This window comes from Xanthomonas sp. BRIP62415 (genome assembly GCF_003993515.1).
GTDB classification, from domain to species: domain Bacteria; phylum Pseudomonadota; class Gammaproteobacteria; order Xanthomonadales; family Xanthomonadaceae; genus Xanthomonas; species Xanthomonas euroxanthea.
Window position 1 is genome coordinate 265,428 of sequence record NZ_QEZH01000037.1, and the last position, 15,313, is coordinate 280,740.

8 protein-coding genes are annotated in these 15,313 nt (G+C 66.4%); 5 read left to right on the forward strand and 3 right to left on the reverse strand.

Translation table 11 applies throughout. The annotated features are described in order from the left end of the window. Window positions 1-25: 25 nt before the first annotated feature. On the reverse strand, window positions 26-427 hold the full coding sequence (locus EO141_RS20505; protein ID WP_127170119.1) for a hypothetical protein: 402 nt from the start codon (window positions 425-427) through the stop codon (window positions 26-28). Further along, window positions 424-3,774, reverse strand: coding sequence for a winged helix-turn-helix domain-containing protein (locus tag EO141_RS20510; protein ID WP_127170120.1), 3,351 nt, complete (start codon window positions 3,772-3,774; stop codon window positions 424-426). The genes EO141_RS20505 and EO141_RS20510 overlap by 4 nt, the downstream gene beginning before the upstream one ends. A 398-nt stretch (window positions 3,775-4,172) precedes the next feature. On the opposite strand from EO141_RS20510, the gene fabV reads away from it, so the two are divergent. Then, on the forward strand, window positions 4,173-5,396 hold the full coding sequence (fabV, locus tag EO141_RS20515; RefSeq protein ID WP_127170121.1) for an enoyl-ACP reductase FabV: 1,224 nt from the start codon (window positions 4,173-4,175) through the stop codon (window positions 5,394-5,396). Between the two features lie 276 nt (window positions 5,397-5,672). On the opposite strand, the gene EO141_RS20520 is transcribed toward fabV, so the two are convergent. Then, window positions 5,673-6,695, reverse strand: a complete 1,023-nt coding sequence (locus EO141_RS20520) for a sugar kinase (protein ID WP_104584457.1) — start codon at window positions 6,693-6,695, stop codon at window positions 5,673-5,675. 285 nt (window positions 6,696-6,980) lie between these two features. Between EO141_RS20520 and EO141_RS20525 the strand changes: the two genes are divergently transcribed. The 4 genes from EO141_RS20525 (at window position 6,981) to pelA (ending at window position 15,210) form a co-directional block, all read left to right on the forward strand. Continuing rightward, window positions 6,981-9,749, forward strand: coding sequence for a TonB-dependent receptor (locus EO141_RS20525; protein ID WP_115675567.1), 2,769 nt, complete (start codon window positions 6,981-6,983; stop codon window positions 9,747-9,749). Window positions 9,750-9,979: 230 nt separating this feature from the next. Continuing rightward, complete coding sequence (locus EO141_RS20530; protein WP_127170122.1) at window positions 9,980-13,177, forward strand: TonB-dependent receptor; 3,198 nt, start codon at window positions 9,980-9,982, stop codon at window positions 13,175-13,177. 12 nt (window positions 13,178-13,189) lie between these two features. Further along, a complete protein-coding gene (locus tag EO141_RS20535) occupies window positions 13,190-14,167 on the forward strand; it encodes a pectinesterase family protein (protein WP_127170123.1) in 978 nt (325 codons plus the stop codon). Then, complete coding sequence (pelA, locus tag EO141_RS20540; RefSeq protein ID WP_127170124.1) at window positions 14,167-15,210, forward strand: pectate lyase; 1,044 nt, start codon at window positions 14,167-14,169, stop codon at window positions 15,208-15,210. Before EO141_RS20535 ends, pelA begins: the two co-directional genes overlap by 1 nt. Window positions 15,211-15,313: the final 103 nt, after the last annotated feature.

The following is a 15,313-nucleotide window of genomic DNA, read 5'->3' on the forward strand; positions in this document are numbered from 1 at the left end:
CAGGCCGGTGGCCAGGCAGGGCTTACTACAGGGGCGGGGTTTCCTGCGGGTTGATCTGCGGATCGTTGCCAACCTGGGGATCGCAGCTGAACCAGGTCTTCTTGTCCTTGCGGCTTTCGTCTTCGACGATGATGGTCAGGAAGATCAGTGTCGGCACGCTATTGGCATTGCTGACCTGCACGCTGCGGCCGTCGGGGCTGATGCTGGGTTCTCCGATCTGCTTCAAGGCATCGGAACTCAACAGGCTCTTGATCTTGAAATGCCTGGGGACGACGTCTTCATCGAAGTAATACAGCAGGGTCGATGCCTTGTCGTGCTTATCCACGATCAGCAGGTCCGGGGCGAAGCTGTAGAAATATTCGCCGGCACCGGTGTTGCCGCCGAATCCCACCCGTGCCACGGTGAGTTTGATCTTGAAATCCGTCATGAGCTGTCCTGTTCCTTGAAAAGCGGGGCATAGAGGGAGACGAACCCCGGGTGGCGGTAGCCCGCCTGATACAGCCATCCGAGCTGTTGCGTAACGGCACTGCGTTGGCCCAGATGCACCTGCGCGCGAATCCAGGGGTCCAGCAGGGTCTTGTCGCGGCTGTTGCCGATGTCCTTGCCCAGCACGGCCACCGCGCGCTGCCATGCCGCGCGTGCACCGTCGTCGTCGCCGACGGCGGCGCGTTGTTCGCCATGCCACACCAGCGCTTGCGACAAGGCGGAGATGCCAAGCAGATCGTCGGGTCTGGCGCGATGCAGGGCATCCAGCCGCGCAACTATCTGATCAAGGTCGCCTGCGTGTGCGCCTGCGCGTCCGGTCTGTACGCGGTGCAGGCGCAGCGCAATGATGGCATCCAGCCATTGCCATTCGGGCAGCGGCTGGGCCTGTTGCAGCAGGCCAGCCATGGTCTGACGGGCCTGGCCAAGTTGCTGTTCGGCTTGACCGGGACGCCCATCCAACGCGGCCACCCAGCCAGCCTGCGCGTAGGCATGCGCCAGATCGCGTTGCCATGTGTGGTTGTCCGGCTGCAGCGCCACCAGCGGTTGCAACATCCGCACGCTGTCCTGCGCATCGGTCTGCGCCTGTGCCAGGTGACCCCGCGCCACCGCCAGGTTGGAGGTGCGGATCAACGAACCCGCCAGACGCCGTCGCCAGGCATTGGCATCGGGGTCGTTCTCGACCAGCACGCGCAACATCGCGATTTGATCGCGGTAGCCCTGCTCGGCAGGCGCCAGCAGGCCCTGGTTCTCCTGTGCCAAGCTGAGCCATGACAAACTGTCGATCAACTCGTAGCGCAACGACGGGTTGTCCGGAGCACGCGCGATCAGCATGCGCTTGAGCGAGATGTCGCGCGCGAAAAAACCGATCGCCGTCGTGGTATCGCCGCGTGTGGTGGCCAGCGTGCCGAGATTGTTGAGCGCGTACGACAGCTCCAGCTGCCAGCGTTGGTCATCCGGCGCCGTGCGCACCAGCCATTCACTGGCCGCCAGATACTGCGACCAGTAAGTCTGCGCCAACGGGAACTGCTTGCTGCGGTAGGCCATGTTTCCCAGCCAATACGCCGCCTGGCCCATTTCCGCGCGCGCCTCCAAGGTATCTGGCGCTCGCATGCGTGCCTGCTCGGCAGTGGCGGCCGCACGCGTGAATGCCGCCTGCGCCTGGTCCAGCTTGCCCTGGTTCATCAGCACTTCGCCGGTGGTGCGCAGCGCGCGGGCGTGGTTGACCAGATCGCCTGGCTGCATGCTCGTGCTGGGCAGGTCTTCCAGGTAGCGCAGCGCGCGGCTGCCCACGCTGTCGAGCAGTTTCAGATTGCCCACCGTGCGCAATTGCTCGGCCAGGTCGCCCAGCATGTAGCTCACCAGTTGCTGGGCCTGGTCGCGCCGTTCTTCAGCCACCTGCTGCGCTTGGCGCGCCTGCCAGCCCAGCAGCAGCGAGGCGCTTGCCAGCACCACCAGCATGCTTGCCGCCGCCGCATACAGGCCACGGCGGCGGCGCTGCGAGCGCTCGCAGGCATGCAGGAACGCGTGATCCAGCGCGTCCAGGTCCTGCGGCATGCGCCGCGCCGCCTCGCGCGCCTCGCTCAACGGGCGCCCGCTGTTGAGCAGGTGATCGCTGCGCCGGCCTTCGGCGGCCCAGCGTTGCGCGGCCAGTTGCAGCCGCTTGCGCGCCTGCAGCAGGCGGCGGTTTTCATGGATCCACTCGGCTGCACGCGGCCATTGCCGCAGCAAGGCCTCGTGCGCGACCGCAAAGCCGGGCTCGCCCGCCACCAGCTCGCTGACGAACAGGCGCGCATGCACGAAGGCCTCCACCAGCACGCGCGCTGCGCCGTGCGCCGGCAGGGCCGACCACAGCGCCCGCCGCGCGGTCACCGCATCGCTGTCGGGGTGGATCACGCTCAGCACGCTCAGCACCTGGCCCAATGCCGCCTGCGCGGCAGCCGGCAAGGCGCGGAAGGTGTGCTCGGCATGGTGCGCCAAGGCGCCTTCCAGCCCGCCCAATGCGCGGTAGGCGGCGAAGGTCAGCAGCCCGTCGTCGCTGCGTTGCGCATGCAAGGCATGCAACAGGTGCTGCAGCAACGGCAAGGCATCGGGCTGGCGCGCGGTGGCATCGCGCAGCACATCGTCCAGCCGGCTGGCGCTGTCGCGCTCTTCTTCGAAGCGCAGCCCGGCCATCGCCGCCGGCACGCGGATGATCTGGCCGATCTCGCCGTCGCGTGGCGCCAGCAGATCCACGTGTCCGTCGCCGCGCTTGAGCTCCACGATCTGCGGCAAGGCGTCGATCAGGCGCGGGTAGAAATCGCTGCGGGTGAGCATCAGCACCGCCACCTGCGCGCTGTCGCACAGCGCCTGCAAGGCGGCGGCCAGTGCGGCGCGGTCGGCATCGGTGATTCCCGGCGTGGCCACCAGCGCTTCTGCGTGATCGATCACCAGCAGCAGATGGCGCTGGGTCTGTGCGCTGTCGCGCGCTGGCGTGCCTTGACGCATCGCTTCGGCAATGGCCGCATGCAGCGGTGCAGGGCGTTGCAGCCACTCGGGCAACGCCGCCATCTGCGCCGGCGAAAACACCGCGCGCCCACCCGGTGCCCACTCGCCGAGCGCGCGCGCCAGCGTGTCGAGCACATCGCCGCCACGGCATTGGGCCAGGTTGCAGTACGCCACCGCGAGGGCTTGCAGGCCATCCAGCCCGCCGGGCTGCGCCAGCAACGGCACCACGCCGGCGCGCAGCAACGAGGTCTTGCCGCAGCCGCTGGCACCGCTGACCAGCACCAGCCCGCGCTGGCTGTGCAATTGGGCGCGCAGCGCGCCCAGCACCTGCGCAATCGCATGGCTGCGCCCGAAGAAGACCTCCGCATGCGCGGGATCGAAGGCCTGCAGCCCCACATACGGGTTGCCGTGTCCCCACACCTGCGCGCCCAGTACCGCACCGCGATAATCGTCGGGGAACACCACCTTGGGCAGCAGCCGGTAACCGCGCTTGCGGATGGTTTCGATGTAGCGCGGTTGGCGGCTGTCATCGCCCAGCTTGCGGCGCAGTTGGGCGATGGTCTTGTGCACCGGGTTGTCGCCGTAAAAGCTGCCGTGCCACACCTCGATCAGCAGCTGCTCGGCGCTGACCACTTCGCCGGCCCGCTCGGCCAGCGCGATCAGCACTTCCATCATGCGCGGTTCCAGCGCGATGACCTGGCCGTCGTCGATCAGCACCAGCCGTTCCGGCTCGACCAGCAATGGCCCAAGCCGAAATCGCGGGACAGAGCCCAGCTGCGTGACGCGCTCGCTTCGAAGAGACATTCGCTCGGATACCGGTCGCACGGTGGGAGGAGCCTCGACGATCGCCATCAGGCGCGGCCAGGCACGGCACGGCAGGCGCAAACGTAGCACAGGCGCTCGGGCAGGAAATCGAGGGTGATCGGCGTTCGTTCGCGCCCGTGTATGGACGATGCCGGCCGCGGCAACGCGGCGTGCCGTGCGATGACGGGCGTCTTCACGCATGGCGATGCGGCCGCGTGTGGCGCGCCGCGGGCTGTCTCGCCGGCAGGCCGACGATGTGCGCGTGTTCGGTGCCTTGGCCTCACCATGCCGGTGCCACGCAGCACCCGCTCCGCACCGCCGGTGGCAAACGCCGCTCGCCCCAAAGTCCGTCACACGCACTAAAATGCCGCCAGCATCTTGCTGACCAGGAGTCCACGTTGATCATCCATCCCAAAGTGCGCGGCTTCATCTGCACCACCACGCATCCGCTTGGCTGCGAGCGCAATGTGCTCGAGCAGATCGCCGCCACGCGTGCGCGCGGCGTGCGCAATGACGGCCCGAAGAAGGTGCTGGTGATCGGCGCATCCAGCGGTTACGGCCTGGCCTCGCGCATCACCGCTGCGTTCGGCTTCGGCGCCGACACGCTGGGCGTGTTCTTCGAAAAACCCGGCAGCGCCAGCAAGGCCGGCACCGCCGGCTGGTACAACTCCGCTGCGTTCGACAAGCACGCCAAGGCCGCGGGCCTGTACAGCAAGTCGATCAACGGCGATGCGTTTTCCGATGCCGCGCGCGAAAAGGTCATCGAACTGATCAAGACCGAGATGGGCGGCCAGGTCGACCTGGTGGTGTATTCGCTGGCCTCGCCGGTGCGCAAGCTGCCCGGCAGCGGCGAAGTAAAGCGCTCGGCGCTCAAGCCGATCGGCAACACCTACACCGCCACCGCCATCGACACCAACAAGGACACCATCATCCAGGCCTCGATCGAGCCGGCCAGCGCGCAGGAGATCGACGACACCGTCACCGTGATGGGCGGGCAGGACTGGGAGCTGTGGATCGATGCGCTGGACGGCGCCGGCGTGCTTGCCGATGGCGCACGCAGCGTGGCCTTCAGCTATATCGGCACCGAGATCACCTGGCCGATCTACTGGCACGGCGCGCTGGGCAAGGCCAAGGTCGACCTGGACCACACCGCGCAGCGCTTGAACGCGCGCCTGGCCAAGCGCGGCGGCAGCGCCAACGTGGCGGTGCTCAAGTCGGTGGTGACCCAGGCCAGCGCCGCGATCCCGGTGATGCCGCTGTACATCTCCATGGTCTACAAGATCATGAAGGAAAAGGGCCTGCACGAAGGCACCATCGAGCAGCTCGACCGCCTGTTCCGCGAGCGCCTGTTCCGCGAGCGCCTGTACCGCGAGGACGGCCAGCCCGCCGAGGTGGACGACGAAAACCGCCTGCGCCTGGACGACTGGGAATTGCGCGACGACGTGCAGGACGCCTGCAAGGCGCTGTGGCCGCAGGTCACCACCGAGAACCTGTTCCAGCTCACCGACTACGCCGGCTACAAGCACGAGTTCCTCAAGCTGTTCGGCTTCGAGCGTGACGATGTGGATTACGACGCCGATGTGGAGACGGACGTGACCTTCGACTGCATCGAGTTGGGGTGAGGCGCGGGAATCGGGAATCGGGATTGGGGAATCGGAAAAGCCGCAGGTTGCTGCATCGCTGAGATCCTAGGCGCACCCGGATCGATTACGGCAAGGGCAACGGGCACGCGATGCCGGTTGCCCTTGCTGTGACGAATCCCCACTGCAAGCACCAGCCCGCCGGCCCGTGAGCGCGTCAGACCTGACGCGCCGCGCTCGGTGGGCAACCAATCCGGAAAGTAACGCGGGAAGTCAGCGCTCTTGAGCTCCTACGATTCCCGATTCCCCACTCCCGATTCACCGCCTCACATCAAACCGCGCATCCCCCACGCAGGCCTGCACCTCGGCCACCGAGAGCGGATTGAAATCGCCGGGGATCGAGTGCTTCAGGCAGCCTGCTGCCAGGCCGAAGCGCACCGTGTCATCCAGTGACCAGCCTGCGATCAGGCCGTGCAGCACGCCGGCGGCGAACGCATCGCCGCCGCCGATGCGGTCGATGATCGGCGTGAGTTCCTCACTCGGCGCGCGCGCCACCGCACCACTGCGCGGCACCAGCAGCGCGCCCAGGCTGTGGTGGTCCACGTTGTGCGTCACGCGCTGGGTGCAGGCCATCAACTGCAGCTGCGGGAATGCGGCAAACGCCTGCTGCGCCGCCGCTTCCACCCGCGCTTCCAGCGTGTCCTGCGGGAACTCGCCGCCCAGCACCACGCCGATGTCGCGGTAGTCGGCAAACACCACATCCGCACAGGCGAACAGCTGGTGCAGGATGCCGCGCGCATCGCCCTGCCAGCGTTGCCATAGCTTGGGCCGGTAGTTGCCGTCGAACGAGACCTTGACCCCGGCCGCCCGCGCCGCGCGTGCCGCCGCCAGCGTGGCCTGCGCCACGTCCGCGCCCAGCGCCGGGCTGACCCCGGACAGGTGCAGCCACTGCACGCCCTCCAGCAGGGCCGGCCAGTCGTAGGCATCGGCCGGGGCCAGCGCAAACGCCGAATCGGCGCGGTCGTAGACCACCTCGCTGGGGCGGTGGATCGCGCCGGTGGTCAGGAAGTACAGCCCCATGCGGCCGTCCACCCGCCGCACATGCCGCGTGTCCACGTCGTGGCGGCGCAATTCGCCCAGCACCGCCGCCCCCAGCGGGTTGTCCGCCACCGTGCTGACCATGGCCACGTCATGGCCGAAATGCGCCAGCGACACGCCGACATTGGCCTCGGCCCCGCCGCAATGCACGTCCAGCCGCGGCTGCTGCAGCAGCAGCTCGTGACCAGGCGCCCCCAGGCGCAGCAACAACTCTCCAAAGCACAGGATACGGGCACGACTCATGCGGCAATTACCTCGGCTGTGTGGTGCGTCACGGTGTGGGGGAACCGTCGCGCGTCAGGATGACTATCGGTGTCATTCTAGCCGGCGCCAAACGCGCCGGGCGAGGCCCATGATGCGACGCGCAGTGACCGCTTGCACCCCTTTTGGGCAAATTTGGTGACGTTTTCTGCTGCGCTGCAAGATGTTACGGGAGGATTCAGCTGGTAACGTCGTTTTGACCAGCGGTGTCATTGCCGCTCACAACCAGACTTTCATGTTGTTCATGGACCCTTGGGAGGGGAGGACATGCAATTTCGGACCACCAGCCGGAAGACACCGGTTACCTTGCTGGCGTTGTCGATCGGCCTTGCGCTGAGCGGCCACCTGGCAGCACAAGACACCACCCAAGCGCCTGCAGAACCGGCCGTCGACCTGGACACCGTCACGGTGACGGGCTATCGCGCCTCGGTGGAAAAGGCCCTGGACATCAAGCGCGGCGAAGCCGGCGTGGTCGATGCGATTGTCGCCGAGGACATCGGCAAGTTCCCCGACCTCAACCTGGCCGAATCGCTGCAGCGCATCCCCGGCGTGGTGATCACCCGTGAGGCCGGCGAGGGCCGTGCCATCTCGGTGCGTGGCCTGGGCCCGGAGTTCACCCGCGTGCGCATCAACGGCATGGAAGCGCTCACCACCGTGGGTGCCGGCGACCAGAGTGGCGGCACCAACCGCGGCCGCGGCTTCGACTTCAACGTGTTTGCCTCGGACCTGTTCTCGCAGCTGATCGCGCGCAAGACGGCCTCGGCCGATGTGGAAGAAGGCTCGCTCGGCGCCACGGTCGACCTGCGCACCGCGCGTCCGTTCGATTACAACGGCTTCACCTTCGCCGCCAGCGGCCAGGCCGCCTACAACGCCATGGCCGAGAAGGCCAACCCGCGCGTGGCCGCGCTGATCGCCAACACCTGGGCCGACAACACCTTCGGCGCCCTGCTGTCGGTGGCCTACACCGAGCGCGAGGTGCTGGAAGAGGGTTCCAACACCGGCCGCTGGGCCAATGGTCCGAGCAACGGCGGCTTCAGCGCCACCTCGCCGTTCGCCGCGGCGCGCTCGGCCGACGTCTACCACCCGCGCTTCCCGCGCTATACCCAGCAGATCCACGACCAGCAGCGCCTGGGCGTCACCGGCGCGTTGCAGTGGAAGCCGACCGACCGCACCACGCTGTCGCTGGACATGCTGTATTCCAAGATCGACGCCAAGCGCGACGAGCGTTACATCGAAGCGATCTCCTTCAGCCGCGGCGGCAATGCACGCCCGGTGCTGGTCGGCAAGCCGGCCACGGTCGTGCGTAACGGCGAGGTCCGCAACAACGCCCTGGTGTACGGCGAATTCGACAATGTCGATATCCGTACCGAAAACCGCCACGACGAGTGGAACACCGAGTTCAGGCAGGTCAGCCTGGACCTGGAGCATCGTTTCAACGACGACTTCAGCATCAATGCCCGGGTCGGTACCTCGCGCTCGGCGCACGAGAACCCGGTGCAGACCACCATCATCATGGACAAGTACGACGTCGACGGCTACAGCTACGACTACCGTGGCAACAGCCGCGCGCCGGTGCTGAACTACGGCATCAACCCGACCGATCCCACCGGCTGGGAACTGGCCGAAATCCGCCTGCGTCCGCAGACGGTGGACAACGACTTCGACACCGGCCAGATCGACTTCAACTGGAACATCAGCCCCGGCTTCCGCCTCAAGGGCGGCGTGCTGGCCAAGAACTACACCTTCAGCACCGTGGAGCTGCGCCGCGCCAACGAACTGGCCGTGCCCACCTTCGCCAATGGCACGCGCATCGTGCCGGCCGATCTCACCGAACAGGCCGGGCTCAAGGGCATCAACGGCAGCCCCTCCAACTGGGTCGTGCCCAACCTGGATGCGGTGGCCGACCTGTTCGGCATCTACAGCAACAGCGGCAGCTTCGCCGTGGCCCCGCGCGTCAACAACAGCCGCAGCGTCGAGGAAAAGGACCGCGGCGTGTGGTTGATGGGCGAGTTCTCCACCGACCTGGGGTCGATTCCGTTCTCCGGTAACTTCGGCGTGCGCTATGTGGAGACCGAGCAGGAATCCACCGGCTATGCCTTGATCAACAACGCACCGGCGCTGACCACCGTGGGCCGCAAGTACAGCAACACGCTGCCCTCGTTCAACCTGGTCGCCGAGCTGGCGCCTGACCTGCTGCTGCGTCTTGGCGCGGCCAAGGTCATGAGCCGTCCCGGCCTGGGCAGCCTCACCCCCGGCGTGACCGTGGCGGTGGCCGGCGGTGCGCGCACCGTGGCCGGCGGCAACCCGGACCTGGACCCGATCGAGGCCACCAACGTCGACCTCGGCCTGGAGTGGTACTTCAACGAAGGCGCCATGCTCGGTGTCGGCCTGTTCTACAAGGACATCGAGAGCTTCATCCAGACCGCGCGCGAAGTGCGCCCGTATTCCAGCAGCGGCCTGCCGGCTTCCCTGCTGGAAGGCACTGGTGCCACCGTCAACGACGACTTCGCCTTCAGCATCCCGCTCAACACCCCGGGCGGCGAATTGAAGGGCGTGGAAGCCAACTACACCCAGCCCTTCACCTTCCTGCCGGGCAAGTGGGCCAACCTGGGCGTGCAGCTCAACTACACCTGGGTCGATTCGAAGATCCAGTACCTGGCCAGCAGCGGCGCGCCGGTGATGAAGAACGACCTGCTCGGGCTGTCGCGCTCGTCGTGGAACGCCACGCTGTTCTACGAAGGTGAGTCCTTCGCAGGGCGCGTGTCGGCCACCAACCGCGACGACTACCTCACCCAGGCACCGGGTGCGGAAACCGGCTTCAACGTCGACGGCGTGCACGGCATGACCGGCACCACCATCCTCGACGCCTCGCTGCGCTACAAGATCAGCAAGCAGCTGGAGCTGAGCCTGGAAGGCATCAACCTCACCAACGAGGCCTCCGACGAGTGGGTGTCCTCGCCACGCACCGGCCAGCTGCCGCTGCAGTACGCCGAAACCGGCCGCCAGTACCTGCTGGGCCTGCGCTACAAGTTCTGACCCGCTGCCTGCCCGCTGCGCACACGCGCAGCGGGCCCTTATTCCAACGCTTGACCGTCGTGGATGCGGTGCACGGGTGCGCGCATGCAACGCGGTGGGCGTGATGTTCGAAACGTCCAGCAAGAACGCAGCGCGCTTGCGCAGCGGTGTTGCTGGTCGCCCATTGCGACGCCATGGCCTTGGGGGGCTGAGCGCGTCATTGCAGCCAGTGCCATGGAGAGAGCCGCATCATGCATGTCCGTTCGCGTCGTTCCGCCTCCGTGGCGGCCGCTCGCCTGCCCACCGCGCGTCTGTCGGTGGCCATCGTCCTGGCACTGCATGCGGCCGCTGCCGTCGCGCAGACCACACCGGCCACACCGCCCACCGACGCGGTGGACCTGGACCGCGTACAGGTCAAGGCCACCTACCGCGAAAGCCTGCAGCAATCGCTCGATGCCAAGCGCTACAGCGTGGAGCAGGTGGATGCCATCTATGCCGAAGACATCGGCAAGTTTCCCGATCTGAACCTGGCCGAATCGATGCAGCGCATCGCCGGCGTCTCCATCGACCGCGAAGGCGGCGAGGGCAAGCAGATCTCCGTGCGCGGCCTGGGCTCGGACTTCACCCGCGTGCGCATCAACGGGCTGGAAGCGCTGGCCACTGCCGGCAGCGGCAGCGATGGCGTCAACCGCAGCCGCGGTTTCGACTTCAACACCTTCGCTTCCGAGCTGTTCAGCCGCGTCACCATCAGCAAGACCCAGTCGGCGCAGATGGACGAAGGCTCATTGGGCGCCACCGTCGACCTGCGTGGCTCGCGCCCGTTCGACTTCGACGGCTTCGAAGCGGCCGCCTCCACGCAATACGGCTACAACGACCTCTCGCGCGAAAAGGACCCGCGTTTTTCCGGCCTGATCAGCAATATCTGGGCCGATGGCCGCATCGGCGCGCTGATGTCGGTGTCCTACAGCGAGCGCCACCTGCGCGAGGAAGGCTACAACCCGGTGCGCTGGGAGCACGGCAACTACCGCAACTCCAACCAGAGCACCGCCACCAACAACGGCACCTACGGTTTCTGTTCGCCGGTGGGCTACAACCCGCAGACCCCGCGCAACTCGCTGGCCAACGAAACCCCTGCCGGGGTCGGCTCGCAGGCCAACCAGGACCGCAACAACGGCTGGGGCAGCTACGGCATCAGCGCCACCAACTGCGGCACCGGCATCCCGCGCCCGGCCAATACGCCGGAGAACATCCAGGCCTACGAGACCGCCACCAACGCCTGGATTCCGCGCTACCCGCGCTACATCCGCACCGATCACGAGATCAAGCGCCTGGGCGTCACCGGCGCGCTGCAATTCAAGGTCAGCGACGACACCCTGCTGAACTTCGACATGCTGTATTCCAAGCTGGACAAGGACCAGCGCGAAGACTCGGTCGGTGCCAACCTGCACCGCACCGCCAACTTCGGCGGCAAGACCCAGATCGCGGTGCGCGAAGCGCAGGTGGACGACCAGAACCGCCTTACCTACGGCGTGTTCGACAACGTCGACTTCCGCACCGAATCCAGCAACATCGAAGAATCCACCGAGTTCAAGCAGTTCAGCCTGGACCTACAGCACCGCTTCAACGACCAGGTGCGCGTCAACGCATTGGTCGGCCATTCGACCTCGGACTACGAACGCCCCGAGTTCTCGATGGTGAGCTTCGACAACACCAATCTCGATGGCTTTGTGCTCGACCGCCGCAATGGTGGCGATTACCCGAGCATGAGCTTCCCCTTCGATGCGGGTAACCCAAACAACTGGCAGTGGCTGGGCTACGGCGCGGTGCCGGTCAACAGCAACGGCACCGCGCGCGGCACCAACATCAGCGAGGTGCGGCTCAACCCGCAGTCGGTGGGCAACACCTTCGACACCGCTAAGGTGGATCTGGAATTCAACATCAGCCCCACCTTCACCTTCCGCACCGGGCTGGCCTACAAGAACTACGACATGGACACGTCGGAGTCGCGCAACATCTCCTACGGCCGACTGGCGCAGGCATTGCCGGCCGGTGTGGGCGTGGGCGATTTGAGCACCAACCTGGACGGCTTTGGCCGCAGCTTGAGCGGCAGCTTCCCCACCACCTGGGTGATTCCGGATTTTCAGAAAGTCGCCGACCTGCTCAACATCAACTGCGACTGCGACACCGGCGTGCCCGGCGGCGACTACCGGCTGGCCGATGTCGGCCACTTCGGCTCGTCCAACAACAATTTCGCCGTCAACGAAAAGAGCCTGGGCACCTACCTGCAGCTCGATTTCAATACCGACCTGTGGGGCCGCACGCTGCGTGGCAACCTGGGCGTGCGTTATGTGCAGACGCAGATTGCCGCCAGCGGCTATGCGCCGTGCACGGCCACCGCGGCCGGCGCCATCTCGCCCAACTGCCAGTCGTTCTTCGGCGTGGCCAGCGCCACCGCCGCGGCCGGCGAGCGCCTGCTGGTGCCCACCACGGTCAACCACAACTACCGCGACATCCTGCCCTCGTTGAATCTCTCGTGGGATGTCAGCGACGAGGTGGTGCTGCGCTTCGGTGCGGCCAAGACCATGGCGCGCCCCACGCTGGCGTATCTGTCGCCCAGCGTCAGCGGCGGCCCTACGCAGTATTTCGACGACGGGCGCTTCTTCTCGATCAACCTGGGCAACCCCAAGCTGGACCCGTTCCGCTCCACCAACTACGACCTCAGCGCCGAGTGGTATTTCCGCGAGGGTTCGCTGCTGTCGGCGGCGGTGTTCTACAAGGACATCGACAGCTACGTGCAGCGCACCCGCGTGCTCAGCACCTGGGAAGCGATGGGCTACTCGCTGGACCTGCTCCCCGCAGGCTTCACGCCGGACACCATCTTCAACGTGCAGAGCTACTTCAACACGCCCGGCGGGCCGCTCAAGGGCTTCGAGCTGACCTATCAGCAGGCCTTCGACTTCTTGCCCGGCTTCTGGCGCAACTTCGGCATCCAGCTCAACTACACCCAGGTCGATTCCAAGATCAATTACCTGTTCAGTACCGCCGGCAGCAGCAATACCAGCATCACCACCACCGCCACCGAGCGCGACCTGCTCAACCTCTCGCCGCAGTCCTACAACGCCACCGTCTATTACGACGACGGCCGCTTCAGTGCGCGCGTGTCCACCAGCTACCGCGATGGCTACATCAACAACATCCTCGCCCAGGAAGACGTCTACGACCTGGATGGCAAGCGCCTGGTCACGGCCGACGTGACCGGCAAATACAGCGTGGAAAACGTGGATTTCAACATGTCCTACAAGCTCAACGACCAGCTGTCGCTGACGTTTGAGGCCATCAACCTGCTCGACACACCCGACCGCCGCTACGTCGATTCCACGCTGGAACTGCCCGACAAGTACACCGTCACCGGGCGCCAGTACTACATCGGCGCGCGCTACAAGTTCTGACAGGAGCAACGCATGCAACTGCATCGCAGGATCGTGTTACGCACTCTCGCCGCCAGCGCCCTGCTGGCCGGGCTGTCGCTCGGCAGCACCGCCGCCATCGCCGCCGACCCGGTCTACACCGTGGCCAAGCAGGGCAGCGCCGGCTACCGCACCGTGCAGGCCGCCATCGACGCCGCCGTGCAGGGCGGCAAACGCGCGCAGATCAACATCGGCGCCGGCACCTACCAGGAACTGATCGTGGTGCCGTCCAACGCACCGGCGCTCAGGCTCACCGGTGCCGGCGCCACCCAGACCGTCATCACCTACGACAACTACGCCTCACGCATCAATCCGGCCACCGGCACCGAATACGGCACCTCCGGTTCGTCCAGCGTCATCATCGCCGGCAACGACGTCACCGCGGAAAAACTCGCCTTCGGCAATCACGCAGGCCCGGTCGGGCAGGCGGTGGCGGTGCGCGTGGATGGCGACCGCGCCGCGTTCCGCAACGTGCGCTTTCTCGGTTACCAGGACACGCTGTATTTGCGTGGCGCCAAGCTGTCCTACTTTCTCGACTGCTACGTCGAAGGCACCGTCGACTTCGTGTTCGGCGCCGGCACCGCGCTGTTCGAAAACGTGCAGCTGCACTCGCTGGGCGATGGCTATCTCACTGCCGCCTCCACCCCGCAGGAAAGCGCACACGGCTTCGTATTCCGCAATGCACGCGTCACCGCTGCCAGCGGCGTGTCGCGCGTGTTCCTGGGCCGGCCGTGGCGCCCGTACGCCAGCGTGAGCTTCATCAGCAGCCAGCTCGGCGCGCACATCGTGCCCGAGGGCTGGAACAACTGGGGCAACACCGCCAACGAGGCCACCGCCCGCTATAGCGAATACCAGAGCAGCGGCGCCGGCGCCAACCCGTCGCGCCGCGTGAAGTGGTCGCGTCAGCTCAGCGCCGCGCAAGCCGCCGCGCTGGATCGCAAAACCATCCTCGGCACCTGGAGGCCGTTCTGATGATCCGTTCGCACCTGCTCCGTTTCCACACGCTCGCCTTCGCCGGCGCCTTGCTGCTGGCCCCGCTGTCGGCCATGGCCGACAAGATCGCCGACAACATGCTGCTGCTGCAGACCGCCTCCGGCGGCTGGTCCAAGCAGTACAAGGGCGTTGCCGTCGACTACACCCGCACCTTCACCGCTGCGGAAATCGCCGAGCTGCAGCAACCCGGGCGCAAGGACGACGCCACCATCGACAACAAGGCCACCACCTACGAGATCGGCTACCTCTCCACCATTTACAAGACCGAGAAGAACGCCAAGTACGTGGCCGCCGCCAAGCGCGGCGTGGACTATCTGCTCACCGCGCAATACGCCAACGGCGGCTGGCCGCAGTTCTACCCGGACCTGTCGTCCTACCATCACCAGATCACCTACAACGACGACGCCATGGTGCGCGTGCTCAACCTGCTGCAGGACATCAGCGAGGGCAAGGGCGACACCGGCGCGCTGCTGCGTGCCAGCCACGGTGCACGCGCCCGCCAGGCAGTGACCAAGGGGCTGGAATGCGTGCTCGCCACCCAGGTCAAGATCGGCGGCACGCTCACCATCTGGGGCGCGCAGTACGACGAGGTCACGCTCAAGCCGGCCAAGGCGCGTGCGTACGAGCTGGCGTCGCTGGCCTCCAGCGAGTCGGTGAGTATCGTGCGTTTCCTGATGCGCCAGCCCAACCCGTCCGCGCAGATCAAGACCTCGGTCGAGGCCGCTGCGCGCTGGTTCGACACCCACCGCATGCGCGACCTGGCCACCAAGAAGATCGACGAACCCACCCAGGAAACCGGCAAGGACGTGATCCTCGTCGCGCAACCGGGTGCGTCACTATGGGCGCGCTTCTACGACCTGCAGAATCAACGCCCGCTGTATGCCAACCGCGAGGGCAAGGCCTTGACCGAGTACATGCAGGTGCCCAACGAGCGCCGCGTCGGCTATGCCTGGCATGGCACCTGGCCGGACAAGCTGTTGAAGGACGACATTCCCAAATGGCGTACTGCCAACGGTCTGTAGTGGACGCAGCCATCGCACCACCGCACGCGGCGCATGCTGGCGCGCGCAGCACGCAGGCACGGCATGTACGCTCGTACGTGCCGGCCCGCGTGCCCGCCGCCAA